Below are 15,954 nucleotides of genomic sequence, written 5' to 3'. Positions count from 1 at the left end.
GCGAATCGGTGGAGACGGCGCGATGCAGGAACGAGAACTATCGGCAGTGGGTATCGGCTACGGACTGGCGGCAGGCCTGTGCTGGGGCGTGATCTTTCTGGCCCCGGCGCTGGTCCCTGACCTGAGCGGCGCCCAGTTCGCCGTGCTGCGCTTTCTCTGCTACGGGCTGGTGTCACTCGGACTGTTGCTGCCCTGTTGGCGCCGACTTCGCACCCAACTCACCTGGGCCACCGGCAAGCGCCTGTTCTGGCTCAGCCTGATCGGCAACCTGGGTTACTACACCCTGGTCGGCGTGGGCGTGAAGCAGGCCGGTATCGCGGCGACCACCCTGATCGTCGGCCTTATCCCCCTGCTGGTGGCCCTGGCCGGGCAGCGCGACGCGGGCGCCGTGAGGTTCGGTCGCCTCTGGCCAGCGCTCTGCTGCGCACTGCTCGGCGTGATCCTGATCAGCTACGAGACGCTGACCACCCCCACAGTCGGCGAGCAGCCCGCTCTGGGCCTGCTGTGCGCCTGCGGCGCCCTGCTGGCCTGGAGCTGGTTCGCGGTGGTCAACATGCGCCTTCTGGCCAGGACGCCGATCGGCGCCCACGATTGGGGCCTGCTGCTGGGCGGGATGACCGGTGCCCAGGCACTGCTGGTCGCGCCCTGGTTGCTGGGAGACGAGCTGGCGTTGCGGACACCGGCGGACTGGCTGCAGCCGCTGCTGGTGGCTGCCGGCGTGGCGCTGCTCGCCTCGGTCATCGGCGGCGCCTGCTGGAACCAGGCCAGCCGCCGGCTACCCCTGACCCTGAGTGGTCAGGCCATCGTCATCGAGACCCTGGCCTCGCTGACCTATGGCTTTCTCTGGAACGGGCGCTGGCCGACTCGCCTGGAATTCCTGGCGATCCTCCTGCTCATGCTCGGGACGAGCTGGTGCCTGCAGTGCCACCGGCGCCCGCCTCGGACAGTCGCGGCAGGGACGACCTGAACGCGAGCGTCCTGGCCGGCTGCGCCCCTCCTACGCCAGCGGCGGCAGCGCCCAGTCGATGGGGGTGAGGCCGGCGTTGCGCAGGAATTCGTTGGTGCGGCCGAAGTGGCCGTTGCCGATGAAGCCGCGGTGGGCCGACAGCGGCGAGGGATGCGCCGACTTGAGGATCAGGTGCTTCTGGGGGTCGATGAGCGTCTGCTTGCTCTGGGCATGGCTGCCCCAGAGCAGGAACACCAGATTCTCCCGCTCGGCGCTGACCACCTCGATGATGCGATCGGTGAATCTCTGCCAGCCGGCCTTGGCGTGGGAACCGGCGTTGGCCTGTTCCACGGTCAGCGAGGTATTGAGTAGCAGCACGCCCTGCTCCGCCCAGTGCTGCAGGTAGCCATGGTTGGGAATGGGCAGGTTCAGATCGCGCTTGAGCTCCTTGAAGATGTTCTGCAGTGACGGTGGCGCCGGCACCCCAGGCTGCACCGAGAAGCTCAGCCCGTGGGCCTGGCCCGGACCGTGATAGGGATCCTGGCCGAGGATGACCACCCTGACCTGATCCAGAGGGGTGGTATTGAGGGCGTTGAAGATCAGCGGACCGGGCGGATAGATGACTTTGCCCGCCGCCTTCTCGCGCCTGAGGAATTCGCTCAGCTGACGCATGTAGGGCTGCTCGAATTCGTCGCGCAGCGCGGCTTTCCATTGGGGGTCGAGCTTGATGCGATCGTCGTCCACGATTCGAGGCTTCCTGGTCAAGACAAGGGCAGCACCCTAGAAAAGCCGGCTGCCTCTGTCAAACCCGCTACCAGCGCGGACCGTAGCGCGGGCCCCAGCCGGGCGGACCATAACCCGGACGCGGCCCCCAGCCCGGCGGTCCCCAACCGGGACCCGGACCCCAGTGAGGCGGTGGTGGCGGCGCCGGCCGATAGTAGTAGCCATAGCCATAGGGCCGCACGATGACCGCGGGCGGCGGATAGGCCGGCGTGCCGTAGAAGACCGCCGCGGGCGGTGCCGGACGGCTGTAATAGCGCGGGGACGTGTCGTAGACGGTGCAGCCGGTAAAGGTCAGGGCACAGAGCGACGCCAAGAGGAAATGGCGCATGGGGATATCTCCAGAACGGCCCGGATGGGCCTGGAGAAAGCTTAAGCCCTGGCCAGGCGCCGCGCCCGGTTATCGCGCGTTCATTCAGCCGGGATTAAGAGACGCCGTTCGGTTCTCCTCCCGCTCGCCCAGGTAGTCCTGCAGCCGCGTCTGCAGATGGGGCACGCCCTGGGGATGGGCGAGAAAGTCGGCGATGCTCATCAACTGCCAATGCTGGCCTTCGTCACCGAAGCGGATGGCGGCGATCTCGCCAGGATGCAACTGCCCGGCGAACAGCCAGCTTGGGAGGTAACCGGGTTGGCGCGGCGGATAGCAACGCCCCCAGGTCAGCCGCGCCTCGTCCAGCACCAGGCCGAATTCTTCCTCCAGCTCGCGCAGGGCGCAGCGCTCGGGCGTCTCGCCGTCTTCGCGACCACCGCCGGGCAGGTCCCAGAGGGCCGGCCAGGGGATGTCGGGCTTGTCGTCGCGCTGATAGACCAGGATCTGCTCAGCGCAGAGCAGCGCCAGCTTGGCACCGTTGAAGGCATGGCGGGACATGATGGGGCTCCAGATGACGGGGGGAGACCGGCCGGTCTCCCCAACTCCACTCAGTAACCGAGTTGCTTGAGCAGGGCACCCGGTTCCTGCTTGGCCGGACGCTCATAGAACTTGAGCAATTCGGCGGCGCGATTGCTGAAGAAGCCATCCACACCACGCGGCGCGAGACGCGCGTAGTCCACCGCCGAGTCCACCGTATAGGCATGCACCAGCAGACCCCGCTCGTGGGCGACGTCGTTCATCCAGGGCTTCACCAGGTCCGCGTAGCTCTGGTCGCCACCCTCCTCCAGAGCCGCCGAGGGGCCGATGCCGATGGCGCCATGGGCCTTGGCCCACTCGATCCAGGCGGTGAAATCGCCTTCGGAGCGCACCTGCTGCTTGGCGTAGTAGGCCGCCTTGCTGGCCTCGCCCGACTCGGCGTAGCTCGGCCCGGGCTTGGCCGGGATGTAGTCGTCGCCCAGCCACAGCAGCAGGATCTTCGGCGTCTTCGGCATCTCCTTCTGCAACAGCTCCAGGCTGCTCTTCTCGAAGGTCTGCAGGATCACCCGCCCGGGCATGGCGGCGACGCCGGTGGCGCCCGGCTTGGGCTTACCGAGCCAGCCGCGCTGGGTCAGCTTGGCCTTGAGGTCGCGCTCGATGCCCGGAAACAGCTTGGGTTGCTTGGTCTCGATGTAGAGACCCGGCTTGTTGCGACCGCCTTCGGCGATGTCGATGACCTCGTCGAGGGTAAGGATTCTGAGTCCGGCGAATTTCGGCCGGGCGCGGTCGGGATGGGCCTGGTTGAACCAGCTGCCGGCGTCCAGCGACTTGAGTTCGGCCAGGGTGAACTGGCTGACCGGGGCCTTGGCGCGGTCGGGGAAGCGCTTGGCGACGTCGGTGGTCCGTTCCAGGGTGTCGTCGTGCAGGGCGATGAGCTGGCCGTCCCTGGTGCGCTGCAGGTCGAGCTCCAGGTAGTCGGCGCCTAGTTCCCGCGCCACCAGATAGGCCGGCGCGGTGGATTCGGGGGCGTCGAAGGAGGCGCCGCGATGGGCGATCACCGCCGGCCAGGGAATGCCGGCCTGCCGGGCCAGGGTCTGGCCGACATCGGCTTCGGTGGCCAGGGCCAGCTGGCTGACCAGCAGGGTGCCGGGAATCAGGGTACGGATCAGGGTGCGCAGAGCAGTTATTGTCATGGGTTCCTCGGGTGGTCCGACGATCGGAGCTAGGATGCAGCTTGCACCCCGGATGCGACAGTACGCAGACCCCCAGCGTAGCGGACGTTACCCAGGTCGCAATTCCCGGTACTCTGCCGCCCGCTTCGCCCGACGAGATCACCATGGCCGCATCGCCCATCCCCTTCGATCCCACCCGCTGCCCGCTGTGCGGCCAGGCCAACAGCTGCGTCCTGGCCGCCGGTGGCGAACTCCTCGACTGCTGGTGCCTGCAGACGCCGATCGATCCCGCCGTCCTGGAGCGCCTGCCCGCGGAAGAGCGCGATCGACGCTGCCTCTGCCCGGCCTGCGCGGCGGGCGCCGCCGGCGAATCTCGCTGATGCGCCTGGACCGCTGGCTGGGCAACCGACCCGAGCTAGGCCGCCAACTGGGGCGACGTCTGCTCGCCGAGGGTCGGGTAAGGGTCAATGGCACCACCACCCTGCGGGCCGAGCAGGAGGTGTTCGCCTTCGATCGCATCGAGGCCGACGAGCGCCTGCTGCAGGACGGTCCCGGCGGCCGCTACCTGATGCTGCACAAGCCGCGCGGCTGCGTGAGCGCCACCGTCGATGCCCGCCATGCCACGGTGCTGGACTGCCTCGCACCGGATCAGCGCGCCGATCTGCACCTGGCCGGGCGGCTGGATTTCAACACCACCGGCCTGCTGCTGCTCACCAATGATGGCCAGTGGTCGCGCGGTCTCAGTCATCCGCGTCACAAGCAGACCAAGCGCTACCGGGTCACCACCGCCGAGGCTATTCCGCCGCAGCTGGTGGCCACCTTCGCCGAGGGGCTCTACTTCGCCTATGAAGACCTGGTCACCCAACCCGCACGCCTGGAGCCACTGGATGATCACAACGCCTTCCTGACCCTGGTCGAAGGCCGCTATCACCAGGTCAAGCGCATGTTCGGCCGCTTCGGCATCGAGGTTGTCGCCCTGCATCGCGACCGCATCGGCGAGCTGGCGTTGGATTCCGCCCTGGCCGAGGGTGCCTATCGCCCGCTCACCCGCGCCGAGGTGGCCCTGCTACGTCCGGCGGACTAGGGGAACAGGAGTCCGGCGACACCGGTCGGGATGCAGACACGCACCACCCTGGAGACTTCCCATGCGTATCGACATCCCCTCCCTCGGCTTTGGCGGCGCCCCGCTGGGCAACATGTTCCGCGAGGTAGGCGACGCCGACGCCCGGGCGACTCTCGAAGCCGCCTGGGACGCGGGCATCCGCCTCTATGACACCTCGCCCCACTATGGCGCCGGGCTGTCGGAGCGACGTTTCGCCGAGGTGCTGGCCGACAAGCCGCGCGACGATTTCGTCCTCTGCAGCAAGGTCGGCCGCCTGCTGGAACCGGCCGATCAGCCGGAAAATGCGCCGCCGTTCGTCAACGAATTGCCCTTCAAGCGGGTGCTCGACTATTCCGCCGACGGCGCCCGCCGCTCCATCGAGGCCAGTCTGGAACGCCTCAAGACCGATCGCCTCGACCTGGTCTGGATCCACGATCTGTCCGAGGACCAGCACGGCCCAGCCTGGCGTGACTACTTCGCCCAGGCCATGCAGGGTGCGGCCAAGGCCCTCACCGAGATGCGCGAGGAAGGGCTGATCCTGGGCTGGGGCCTGGGCGTCAACCTAGTGGAACCCTGCCGCCTGGCGCTGGAGCGGAGCGATCCCGATGCCTTCCTGCTGGCCGGTCGCTACTCCCTGCTGGATCATCGCGAAGCCCTGGACACGCTCTTCCCGGAATGCGCACGCCGCGGCGTGGGCATCGTGGTGGGTGGGCCCTACAACTCCGGCCTGCTGGCGGGTGGCAAGCATTACAACTACGCCGAAGCCGAGCCGGCACTGCGTCGCAAGGTCGAACTGATCGAGGGCGTCTGCCAGGATCACGGGGTGGACATCCGCGCCGCGGCCCTGCAGTTCTGCCTGGCCCATCCCACGGTGGCCGCCACCATTCCCGGCAGCAGCACGCCGGAGCGGGCCTGGCAGAACGCCGAACTGCTGCGGGCGCCTATCCCCGCCGCCTTCTGGCGCAACCTGCGCGAGATCGGCGTGCTGCCAGAGGATGCCCCGACGCCCGCGTGAGTGAAAGGGGCGGCTGTGCTAGGCTCGCCGCCCCTTTTCCACCCTGCCTGCCTTCATGACCTCGCCCCGCCGCCCCCTCCCTGGCCGCCCCGCGCCCCTGCATCCACGCAATCGCCACCAGGGCAGCTACGACTTTCCCGCCCTGATGCGCATGAGCCCGGCGCTCAGGCCGTTCGTGGCGCCGACGCCGCGGGGCAATCTGTCCATCGACTTCACCGATCCCCAGGCCGTCCGCGCACTCAATCGCGCGCTACTGGCACTGCACCATGACGTGCGCGAGTGGGACATCCCCGCTGATTTCCTTTGCCCACCGATTCCTGGCCGGGCGGATTACCTGCATCACCTGGCCGACCTGCTGGCCGAGGGCAATGGCGGCCGGATTCCCCGTGGCACGACTACACTCTTGCTGGACGTGGGTACGGGCGCCAATGGCGTCTATCCGCTGATTGGCTTCAAGGAGTATGGCTGGCATTTCGTTGGCAGCGACATCGCCCCGGCGGCGCTGGCTGCCTTCGGACGCACCCTGGCGGCCAATGCGGATTGCGCCGCCGCCATCGAGTTGCGCCGCCAGCCGGATCCCCAGGCGATCTTCGCCGGCATCCTGCAGCCCGGTGAGCGCTACGCCGCCACCCTGTGCAACCCGCCCTTCCACGCCAGCCCCGACGATGCCGTGCGCGGCAGCAGGCGCAAGTGGAAGAATCTGGGCAAGACCACCGGCAAGCAGGTACCCCTACTCAACTTCGGCGGCCAGGCGGCTGAACTCTGGTGCCCCGGGGGCGAGGCAGCCTTTATCGACAGGATGATCCGCGAGAGTCGGGCCTTCGCCAGGCAGGTCGGCTGGTTCACCTGCCTGGTGTCCAAGGCCAGCAATCTGCCGCCGTTGCAGGCGGCGCTACGCCGCGAAAAGGTCATTGAAAGTCGCGTCGTAGCCATGGCCCAGGGCCAGAAGCAGAGTCGCTTTCTCGCCTGGCGCTTCGCCTGATCTATCGTCCCGCTACCTGCGCGCCCCTGCGAACGACGACCCTCCGGCGGCTTTCTGCCCGCTTTCGTCGGTGCCGCCGGCGGCTTGCGGAAAGCCGCCCAGGCCGCTCCGCTTCGCCTGGAGCGGCAGCTGGCGGGACTTTGATCGCCGTCACAGCGGATTAGACTAAAGGCTAATAGGCAAAGCCAATGAATTACGGGCTAGGCAGCCCTACCCCTTCCCTTTAAAATGTCCGGCAACAATTACGCCACGCGCACGCAGCCGCGCCCGGGACCTCTGTCGCCGGTCAGCCGCTGCCAAGGCCGCGCCTTGCGTTTTTGCTCCGACTCCTCCGGTGACTCATGAGAGAGGGGCGGTGGAGGGAAAAGAACCTGCCCTTGCGTGTTTCCGGCTGCATTCTGCCTTGCCCACTGCACATCCCCCCATGTGCCATGGTGCCGCACCGCACCGAAACTCGATAAGCAGACCCAGCTTCTATCGAACGAGAGATCACATGCTGAAGAAAATGACTGGCGCGCTGCTCGGCGTCGCCATCGCCTCCGCCCTGGGCACCGCACAGGCCGAAGACACCAAGAAGGTCGACGTCCTGCTGATCGGCGGCGGCATCATGAGCTCCACCCTGGGCATCTGGCTGAACGAGCTGGAGCCGAACTGGACCATGGAAATGGTCGAGCGCCTGGACAAGGTCGCCGACGAGAGCTCCAACGGCTGGAACAATGCCGGTACCGGCCACTCCGCCCTGGCCGAGCTGAACTACACCCCGGAAGACAAGGACGGCAAGGTCACCATCGCCAAGGCCATCGAGATCAACGAAGCCTTCCAGATCTCCCGTCAATTCTGGTCCTGGCAGGTCAAGAACGGTGTCCTCAAGGACCCGAAGAGCTTCATCAACAGCACCCCGCACATGAGCTTCGTCTGGGGTGACGAGAACATCGCCTTCCTGAAGAAGCGCTACGAGGCGCTCAAGGCCAGCCCGCTGTTCTCCGGCATGCAGTTCTCCGAGGATCCCGCGCAGATCAAGCAGTGGGTTCCGCTGATGATGGAAGGTCGCGATCCCAAGCAGAAGATCGCCGCCACCTGGAGTCCGCTGGGCACCGACGTCAACTTCGGCGAGATCACCCGCCAGTTCGCCGCCAACCTGCAGTCCAAGCCGAACTTCAAGCTGAACCTGTCCAGCGAAGTCGAGAACATCACCCGCAATGCCGATGGCAGCTGGCGCGTGGAGTACAAGAACCTCAAGGACGGCAAGAAGACCGAGACCGACGCCAAGTTCGTCTTCATCGGCGCCGGTGGCGGTGCGCTGCACCTGCTGCAGAAGTCGGGCATCCCCGAAGCCAACGACTACGCCGGCTTCCCGGTGGGGGGTTCCTTCCTGGTCACCGACAATCCCGAGATCGCCCAGCAGCACCTGGCCAAGGCCTATGGCAAGGCCTCGGTGGGCGCACCGCCGATGTCGGTACCGCACCTGGACACCCGCATGCTCGACGGCAAGCGCGTGATCCTGTTCGGGCCCTTCGCCACCTTCTCCACCAAGTTCCTCAAGCAGGGTTCCTACCTGGACCTGCTGACCAGCACCAACACCCACAACGCCTGGCCGATGGTCCGCGTGGGCGTGGCCGAGTACCCGCTGGTGGAATACCTCGCCGGCCAGCTGATGCTGTCGGATGACGACCGCATGGCCGCCCTGCGCGAGTACTTCCCCAACGCCAAGAAGGAAGACTGGCGCCTGTGGCAGGCCGGTCAGCGCGTGCAGATCATCAAGCGCGACGCCGACAAGGGTGGCGTGCTGAAGCTGGGCACCGAGATCGTCGCGGCCAAGGACGGCAGCATCGCCGGCCTGCTGGGCGCTTCCCCGGGTGCCTCGACCGCCGCGCCCATCATGCTGAGCGTGCTGGAGAAGGTGTTCAAGGACAAGGTCGCGACCCCGGAGTGGCAAGCCAAGCTGCACCAGATCGTGCCCAGCTACGGCACCAAGCTGAACAGCGACCCGGCGCGCGTTCAGCAGGAGTGGAACTACACCGCCGAAGTCCTGCAACTGGCCACCCCGCCGGTCGCCACCGGCACCGGCACCGAGAACGCCAAGGCCACCGCCAGCGCCCCGCGCGCCGAAAAGGCCGCCAACGACATGGCGCTGTAGATCGCTGCCAGGCCCGCTGCGCGAGCGGCGGGCTCTCCGCGATGACCAGAAGGCCCCACCCCGACCCGGCGTGGGGCTTTTTTTCGTCCGCCGCCTGCCCGAGATAGAGCCTTTGCATCCGCCCAGACCCTGTGACGAAAACCGCAACGGCGTGAATTTTTTCCGGTCAGACAGGCACTAAAAACTGCAGCGATACGCCAAGGCAGGTCGTTGCACGCCACAATGGTGATCTATCCTCGAGCCTTAACCGTTACCTGAATCTGGAGACACGATGACGGCACATCCCGCCCCGGGCATCCTGCATACCCGAGAAGGCCAGCGCCTGGCTGATACCGATGCCGCCGCCTGGCGGCAGTGGGGGCCCTACCTGAGCGAGCGCCAGTGGGCCACGGTCCGTGAAGACTACAGCGCCGATGGCGACGCCTGGCGCTACTTCCCCCATGACCATGCGCGCAGCCGCGCCTATCGCTGGGGCGAAGACGGCCTCGCCGGTTTCTGCGACAAGGCTCAGCAATGGTGCCTGGGCATCGCCCTGTGGAACGAACGCGATCCCTTCCTCAAGGAACGGCTGTTCGGCCTGACCAACGCCGAGGGCAACCATGGCGAGGACGTCAAGGAGTTGTACTTCTACCTGGACGGGGTGCCGAGCCATGCCTACCAGAAGATGCTCTACAAGTATCCCCACGCCGCCTTTCCCTATGCCCAGCTCACCGAGGAAAACGCCCGGCGCGGCCTGGAGGACCGCGAATACGAGATCCTCGATACCGGCGTCTTCGCCGAGGATCGCTATTTCGACGTCACCGTCGAATACGCCAAGCACACCCCCGACGACATCCTGATGCGGGTCACCGTGGAAAACCGCGGGACCGAGCGCGCCAGCCTGCGGGTGCTGCCGCAGATCTGGTCTCGCAACACCTGGGCCTGGACCGGTACCCCGCCGCGCTCCATGCTCAGCCTGGAAGGCGACCAGGTTCGCGCCAGCTATTTCGACCGGCCCGACCTGGTGGTCAGCGCCTGGGGCCCGCGCGAGGCCGAGTGGCTGTTCTGCAACAACGAAACCAACCTGCCCCGCCTCACCGGCGAGCCCGCCGAAGGGCCCTTCAAGGACGGCATCAACGACTACGTGGTGCGCGGCGCCCGCGAGGCGATCCGCCGCGATTTCGGCAGCAAGGCAGCCGCCCATTTCGCCGTGGAATTGGAGGGTGGCGCCAAGACCGTGGTCTACCTGCGCCTGGCGCCCACCAATGCGCTGGCGGTGGATGCCGATGCGATCTTTGCCGAGCGCATCGCCGAGGCCGATGCCTTCTATGCCGCCCTGCAGGAAAAGATCGCCGATCCCGATGCGCGTCTGGTGCAGCGTCAGGCCCTGGCCGGCCTGCTCTGGTCCAAGCAGCTCTATTATTTCGAGGTCAATCGCTGGCTCGATGGCGATCCGGCCCAGCCGGCGCCGCCGGCGCAGCGCCAGCGCATCCGCAACGGCCACTGGCGCCACCTGCTCAATTTCGACATCGTGTCCATGCCGGACAAATGGGAGTACCCCTGGTACGCCTCCTGGGACCTGGCTTTCCAGGCGGTGGCCTACGCCCTGATCGATCCCGGTTTCGCCAAGCAGCAGCTGCTGCTGCTGGTGAAGGACAGATTCATGCACCCCAATGGCCAGCTGCCGGCCTACGAGTGGAATTTCGAGGACGCCAATCCGCCGGTGCACGCCTGGGCCACCTGGCACGTCTACCTGCAGGAAAAGTCCCTGACCGGGGTGGGCGACCGGGTCTTTCTCGAACGCGTCTTCCACAAGCTGCTGCTGAATTTCTCCTGGTGGATCAACCGCAAGGACACCGAGGGCCGCAACATCTTCCAGGGCGGTTTCCTCGGCCTGGACAACATCGCCCTCTTCGACCGCTCGGCCCCCCTGCCGGAGGGCTATCACCTGGACCAGGCCGACGGCACCGCCTGGATGGCCGCCTACGCCCTGGACCTGATGCGCATCGCCCTGGAGCTGGCCAAGGAAAATCCGGTGTACGTCGATCTGGGGGTGAAATTCTTCGAGCACTTCCTGCACATCGCCGGCGCCATCAACCACAGCGATGATCGCGAAGACGGGCTCTGGGACGAACAGGACGAGTTCTTCTACGACGTCCTGCACAAGGCGGATGGCAGCGCCGAGCCGTTGCGCCTGAGGTCCATCGTCGGCCTCATCCCGCTGTTCGCGGTGCAGGTCCTGGAACAGCGCGAGCACGAGGGCCTCCCCGGCCTCGGCGGACGGCTGCGCGGCTTCCTGCGCCAGCGGCCGGATCTCGCCCGACTGGTCTCGCGCTGGACCGAACCCGGTCAGGGCAATAGATTCCTGCTCTCGCTGCTGCGCGGCCACCGCACCAAGCTGCTGCTCAAGCGCATGCTGGATGACAACGAATTCCTCTCCGAATACGGCATCCGCTCGCTGTCCAAGGCCCACGAACAGCAACCCTTCGAGATGCGCCAGGCCGACGGCAACCTGCTCAGCGCCCGCTACCAGCCGGCGGAATCGGATTCGCGGCTCTATGGCGGCAACTCCAACTGGCGCGGGCCACTGTGGATGCCGATCAACTACATGCTCATCGAGTCGCTGCACGAGTTCCACCGTTACTACGCCGACAGCTTCTCGGTGGAATACCCCAGCGGCTCCGGCTACCTGGCCAATCTGGAAGAGGTCGCCGACGGCCTCAGCCAGCGCCTGACGCGGCTGTTCCTCAAGGACGCCGACGGCAAACGCCCGAGCATGGTCGACTATCCGCAACTGCAGAACGATCCGCGTAGTCGCGACCTGGTGCTGTTCCACGAGTATTTCCACGGCGAAAACGGCCGCGGACTCGGGGCCTCCCACCAGACCGGCTGGAGCGCCCTGGTGGCGCTGCTGCTGCAACCCCGGCGCTAGTCCGCTAATGCCCAGGTGCCGGTCGCGACCGGTGCCTGGGCGAACTGCGGCAAGGCTACAGTTTTCCTCCGTCGCCCTGGATACTATGCTCTAGCCAGAGACCCCGCCTTCGCGAGCCCGCATGACTCACCCCGATGACGCCCAGCGTCTCCACGCCCTGAGCGAGCTGCAGATTCTCGATAGCGGTGTCGAAGCCGCCTACGAGGACATCGTCGCCCTGGCCTGCCAACTGACCCGGGCGCCGGTGGCCTTCATCACCCTGGCCGATCGGCAACGTCTCTGGTTCAAGGCCTGCCAGGGCATGACGGTAGCCGAGGTGCCGGTCGACGCCTCGCTCTGCCACCTGGCGATCCGCACCCCTCGCCAGCCTTTTCTGGTCGAGGATCTGCAGAGGGACCCGCGTGTCTCACACCTCAGGTCGGCACCCGGGCTGGAGCGGATGCGCGCCTACCTGGGCATTCCCCTGCTCGACCGACACGGGGTCGCCCTTGGCACCCTCTGCGTGATGGACGATCGGGTCCGGCATTTCGAGCCGGCGCAGGTCGACAACCTGCAACGGCTGGCCCGGCAGGTCATCATCCTGCTGCAACAGCGCGAGACCCTGCGCCAGCTGGAAGAGCTGGACATCAATTTTTCCGCCTTCATGAACAACGGGCCCTTCATCGCCTACATCAAGGACCGCGACTGGCGCTACCGCTATGTCAACGAGCCCTTTCTGCAGCAGCTGGAACTGACCCGTGACGAGGTCCTCGGCCAGGACGACTTCACCATCTGGCCAGAGGCGGCGCCACGTTTTCGCCAGGTCGACGAGCAGGTGATGAACGAACTCAAGCCGAGCCGACTCGTCGAGCGCATGACGGCTCAGGACGGCCGACGCCTCTTCTGGCAGTCCTACAAGTTTCCCCTGGTCACCCGGCAGGGCATCGCCCTGGCGGGGCTGTCGGTGGACGTCACCGAGCATATCGAGCAACAGCACATGCTGGAGGCCTCGCAGCGTCAGCTGCTGGACATGATGCAGGCCGCCGAGCAACGCAGCGTCACCGATGCCCTGACCGGCCTGTTCAACAGACGCGCCTTCGACCTGCGCCTGACGGAGCATCTGCGGCGCGCCGAGGACCAGGGCACGCCGTTGTCCATGCTGCTGATCGACGTCGATCACTTCAAGGCCTACAACGACGCCTTTGGCCACCAGGCCGGTGATACCACCTTGCAGACGGTCAGCCAGTTGCTGCTACAAAGCTGTCGCGACAATGACGCCTGCTTTCGCTACGGCGGCGAGGAATTCGCCATCCTGCTGTCAGGTGCCGATCTCAGCGCGGCCCATCTGGTTGCCGAGCGTTGTCGGGCCGCCGTCGCCAACCATGCCTGGTCACGGCGCGCGGTGACCCTGAGCGTTGGTATCGCTACCTACAGGGCCGGGATGAATGCCTACACCCTCACCGAAGGCGCCGATCGGGCGCTCTATGCGGCCAAGGGCGCCGGTCGCAATCGCGTCGCCGCGGAACCCGGACCTTAATCGTCTGCCAGGCTGGCATGACGCCCAAAACAAAAAACCCGCCGAAGCGGGTTGTTTGTTGCGACCATCCCAACGTCCTGTCAGGCGCCATCCTGGCCTGGTCTTCATCCGTGACCTCAAAGCTGCGCATCCTGCGCCGCTGATAGGTGTAGATTACGCAGCCCACCGAGAAGGCGACATGGCCAGGTGACACCAGGGCGTGTAAGCCTTTTGCCATACCCTGCCCGGTCCGCCTGCCGACCTCAAATCGCGCCCAACAAAAAACCCGCCGAAGCGGGTTGCTTGTTGCGACCATCCCAACATCCTGTCAGGCGCCATCCTGGCCTGGTCTTCATCCGTGACCTCAGAGCTGCGCATCCTGCGCCGCTGATAGGTGTAGATTACGCAGCCCGCCGAGAAGGCGACATGGCTAGGTGACACCAGGGCGTGTAAGCCTTTTGCCATACCCTGCCCGGTCCGCCTGCCGACCTCAAATCGCGCCCAACAAAAAACCCGCCGAAGCGGGTTCTTTGTTGCGACCATCCCAACGTCCTGTCAGGCGCCATCCTGGCCTGGTCTTCATCCGTGACCTCAGAGCTGCGCATCCTGCGCCGCTGATGGATGTAGAGTACGCAGCCCGCCGAGAAGGCGACATGGCCAGGTGACACCAGGGCGTGTAAGCCTTTTGCCATAGCCTCGGGAACATGGCGACCGCCGCCTCGACTAATGCTGACCCTCGCCGAAGATCCGCCATGGCCCTCTCGACCTCCTTCGCTATCGTGCAACAGCAGATGCGCCGCGCTGCCGGCCTGGTCTGGAGCACCTCTCCCGCGCTGATGATCGGCCTGGTTCTGGCCACCCTGGTCGCCGGCCTGCTGCCGGCGCTGGCCGCCTGGCTGGGACAACGCATCGTCGATGCCGTGGTGGCGGCCATGCGGCTGCATGCCGAGCAGGGCCAGGCGCCGCTGTGGCCAGTGCTGAAGTTCGTGCTGGCCGAAGCGGGGGTGCTGGCCGCCCTGGCAGGGGCCCAGCGGCTGCTGTCGGTGCAGCAGTCGCTGCTGCGGGTACGCCTGGGGCAGACCGTGAATCTGCTGATCCTGGAAAAGGCCCAGACCCTGTCGCTGGCACAATTCGAAGACGCGGATTTCTACGACAAGCTGGTACGGGCCCGGCGCGAGGCGTCCATCCGGCCCCTGGCGCTGGTGACCAAGTCCCTGACCCTGTTGCAGAACCTCATCTCGCTGGTCAGCTTCGCCGTGCTGCTGGTGCATTTCTCGCCCTGGGCGCTGCTGTTGCTGGTGGTGGGTGCCCTGCCGGTGTTCCTGGCCGAGGCGCGCTTTTCCGGCGATGCCTTTCGCCTGTTCAGTCGGCGTGCGCCCGAGACGCGCCGCCAGACCTACCTGGAGACCTTGCTTTCCCACGAGGCCTACATCAAGGAGGTCAAGCTGTTCGGCCTGGCGCCGCTGCTGCTGGAGCGCTATCGCACCACCTTCACCAAGCTCTATGCCGAGGACCGCCGCCTGACCCTGAGACGTGACGGTTGGGGTTTCGTCTTTGGCCTGCTGGGCACCCTCGCCTTCTATGCCGCCTATGCCTGGGTGGTGCTCGATACCGTGCGCGGCCGTCTGAGCCTGGGCCAGATGACCCTCTATTTAACCCTGTTTCGCCAGGGTCAGGCCGCGGTCAGCGCCAGCCTGACGGCCCTTGGCGGACTCTACGAAGACAGCCTCTACCTGAGCAATCTCTACGACTACCTGGGCCAGCCGACCAGCGCCGAGGGCGGCAGCCTCACCGCCGGCAGCCAGCCCGGAGATGGCCTGAGATTCGAAGGAGTCGGCTTCACCTATCCGGGCGCGACCGCAGCGACGCTCAAGGACATCAGCTTTCACCTGGCGCCGGGCCAGAGCCTGGCCCTGGTGGGCGCCAACGGCTCGGGCAAGACCACCCTGATCAAGCTGCTGACCCGGCTGCATCCGCCTACCCAGGGACGCATCCTGCTCGATGGCAGCGATCTGCAGGAGTGGCAGCCGGTCGCCCTGCACAGGCGCATTGGCGTCATCTTCCAGGACTTCATCCGCTACCAGCTCACCGCTGGCGAAAACCTCGGTGTCGGTGACACCACGGCCTTCAACGACGAGACACGCTGGCGCAAGGCGGCCGAGCAGGGCCTGGCCGACGAGGTCATCGCCGGCCTGCGCGAAGGCTACGAGACCCAGCTCGGACGCTGGTTCATGGGCGGTCAGGAGTTGTCCGGCGGGCAGTGGCAGAAGATCGCCCTGTCACGCGCCTATATGCGCGAAGACGCCGATATCCTGGTACTGGACGAACCCACCGCCGCGCTGGACGCCGCCGCCGAGGCGGTGATCTTCGAACGCTTTCGCGCCCAGGCGCAGCAGCGCATGACCCTGCTGATCTCGCACCGTTTCTCCAGCGTGCGCAATGCCGATCAGATCCTGGTGCTGGAAGGCGGCGAGATCCGCGAGCGAGGGGATCACGAGCAGCTGCTGGCCAGCGGCGGCCGCTATGCCCAGCTGTTCGATCTGCAGGCCAGAGGCTATCGCTGATCG

13 protein-coding genes are annotated in these 15,954 nt (G+C 66.3%); 9 read left to right on the top strand and 4 right to left on the bottom strand.

Annotated elements, in window-relative coordinates:
* The first annotated feature begins 22 nt into the window (after positions 1–22).
* Positions 23–967: a DMT family transporter gene (locus PVZ77_RS23980; RefSeq protein ID WP_273808531.1), complete on the top strand. Its 945-nt coding sequence runs from the start codon at positions 23–25 to the stop codon at positions 965–967.
* A gap of 30 nt (positions 968–997) precedes the next feature.
* Here the strand turns inward: PVZ77_RS23980 and ung are convergent, their stop codons facing one another.
* The 4 genes from ung to PVZ77_RS23960 all read right to left on the bottom strand — a co-directional run bounded on the left by ung (position 998) and on the right by PVZ77_RS23960 (position 3,766).
* The gene (gene ung, locus PVZ77_RS23975) at positions 998–1,693 is read right to left on the bottom strand and encodes a uracil-DNA glycosylase (protein WP_145153341.1); all 696 of its coding nucleotides are present in this window, start codon (positions 1,691–1,693) and stop codon (positions 998–1,000) included.
* A 64-nt stretch (positions 1,694–1,757) separates the two neighbouring features.
* Positions 1,758–2,057 (bottom strand): hypothetical protein, encoded by a 300-nt coding sequence (locus PVZ77_RS23970; protein ID WP_007163043.1) that lies wholly within the window; start codon positions 2,055–2,057, stop codon positions 1,758–1,760.
* An 84-nt stretch (positions 2,058–2,141) separates the two neighbouring features.
* Positions 2,142–2,594 (bottom strand): NUDIX hydrolase, encoded by a 453-nt coding sequence (locus tag PVZ77_RS23965; protein WP_273808530.1) that lies wholly within the window; start codon positions 2,592–2,594, stop codon positions 2,142–2,144.
* A gap of 50 nt (positions 2,595–2,644) precedes the next feature.
* A complete protein-coding gene (locus PVZ77_RS23960; protein WP_273808529.1) occupies positions 2,645–3,766 on the bottom strand; it encodes a glycerophosphodiester phosphodiesterase in 1,122 nt (373 codons plus the stop codon).
* A gap of 143 nt (positions 3,767–3,909) precedes the next feature.
* Between PVZ77_RS23960 and PVZ77_RS23955 the strand changes: the two genes are divergently transcribed.
* The 8 genes from PVZ77_RS23955 to PVZ77_RS23920 all read left to right on the top strand — a co-directional run bounded on the left by PVZ77_RS23955 (position 3,910) and on the right by PVZ77_RS23920 (position 15,951).
* Positions 3,910–4,125 carry a cysteine-rich CWC family protein gene (locus PVZ77_RS23955; protein ID WP_273808528.1) on the top strand — a complete coding sequence of 72 codons (216 nt, stop codon included), beginning with the start codon at positions 3,910–3,912 and terminating at the stop codon, positions 4,123–4,125.
* Complete coding sequence (locus tag PVZ77_RS23950) at positions 4,125–4,829, top strand: 16S rRNA pseudouridine(516) synthase (protein ID WP_273808527.1); 705 nt, start codon at positions 4,125–4,127, stop codon at positions 4,827–4,829. Before PVZ77_RS23955 ends, PVZ77_RS23950 begins: the two co-directional genes overlap by 1 nt.
* 61 nt (positions 4,830–4,890) lie before the next feature.
* Positions 4,891–5,862, top strand: coding sequence for an aldo/keto reductase (locus PVZ77_RS23945; protein ID WP_273808526.1), 972 nt, complete (start codon positions 4,891–4,893; stop codon positions 5,860–5,862).
* 55 nt (positions 5,863–5,917) lie between these two features.
* Positions 5,918–6,844, top strand: coding sequence for a 23S rRNA (adenine(1618)-N(6))-methyltransferase RlmF (gene rlmF, locus PVZ77_RS23940; RefSeq protein ID WP_273808525.1), 927 nt, complete (start codon positions 5,918–5,920; stop codon positions 6,842–6,844).
* Positions 6,845–7,337: 493 nt separating this feature from the next.
* On the top strand, positions 7,338–8,981 hold the full coding sequence (gene mqo, locus PVZ77_RS23935) for a malate dehydrogenase (quinone) (RefSeq protein WP_273808524.1): 1,644 nt from the start codon (positions 7,338–7,340) through the stop codon (positions 8,979–8,981).
* 271 nt (positions 8,982–9,252) lie between these two features.
* Positions 9,253–11,892, top strand: a complete 2,640-nt coding sequence (locus PVZ77_RS23930) for an MGH1-like glycoside hydrolase domain-containing protein (protein WP_273808522.1) — start codon at positions 9,253–9,255, stop codon at positions 11,890–11,892.
* 121 nt (positions 11,893–12,013) lie between these two features.
* Complete coding sequence (locus tag PVZ77_RS23925; RefSeq protein WP_273808520.1) at positions 12,014–13,408, top strand: GGDEF domain-containing protein; 1,395 nt, start codon at positions 12,014–12,016, stop codon at positions 13,406–13,408.
* A 731-nt stretch (positions 13,409–14,139) separates the two neighbouring features.
* The gene (locus tag PVZ77_RS23920) at positions 14,140–15,951 is read left to right on the top strand and encodes an ABC transporter ATP-binding protein (protein ID WP_273808518.1); all 1,812 of its coding nucleotides are present in this window, start codon (positions 14,140–14,142) and stop codon (positions 15,949–15,951) included.
* The last annotated feature ends 3 nt before the right edge of the window (positions 15,952–15,954 follow it).

It is taken from the genome of Pseudomonas sp. SHLD1 (assembly GCF_028640935.1).
Taxonomy (GTDB): domain Bacteria; phylum Pseudomonadota; class Gammaproteobacteria; order Pseudomonadales; family Pseudomonadaceae; genus Chryseomonas; species Chryseomonas aestiva.
This window is presented reverse-complemented; position numbering and strand designations above follow the sequence as displayed.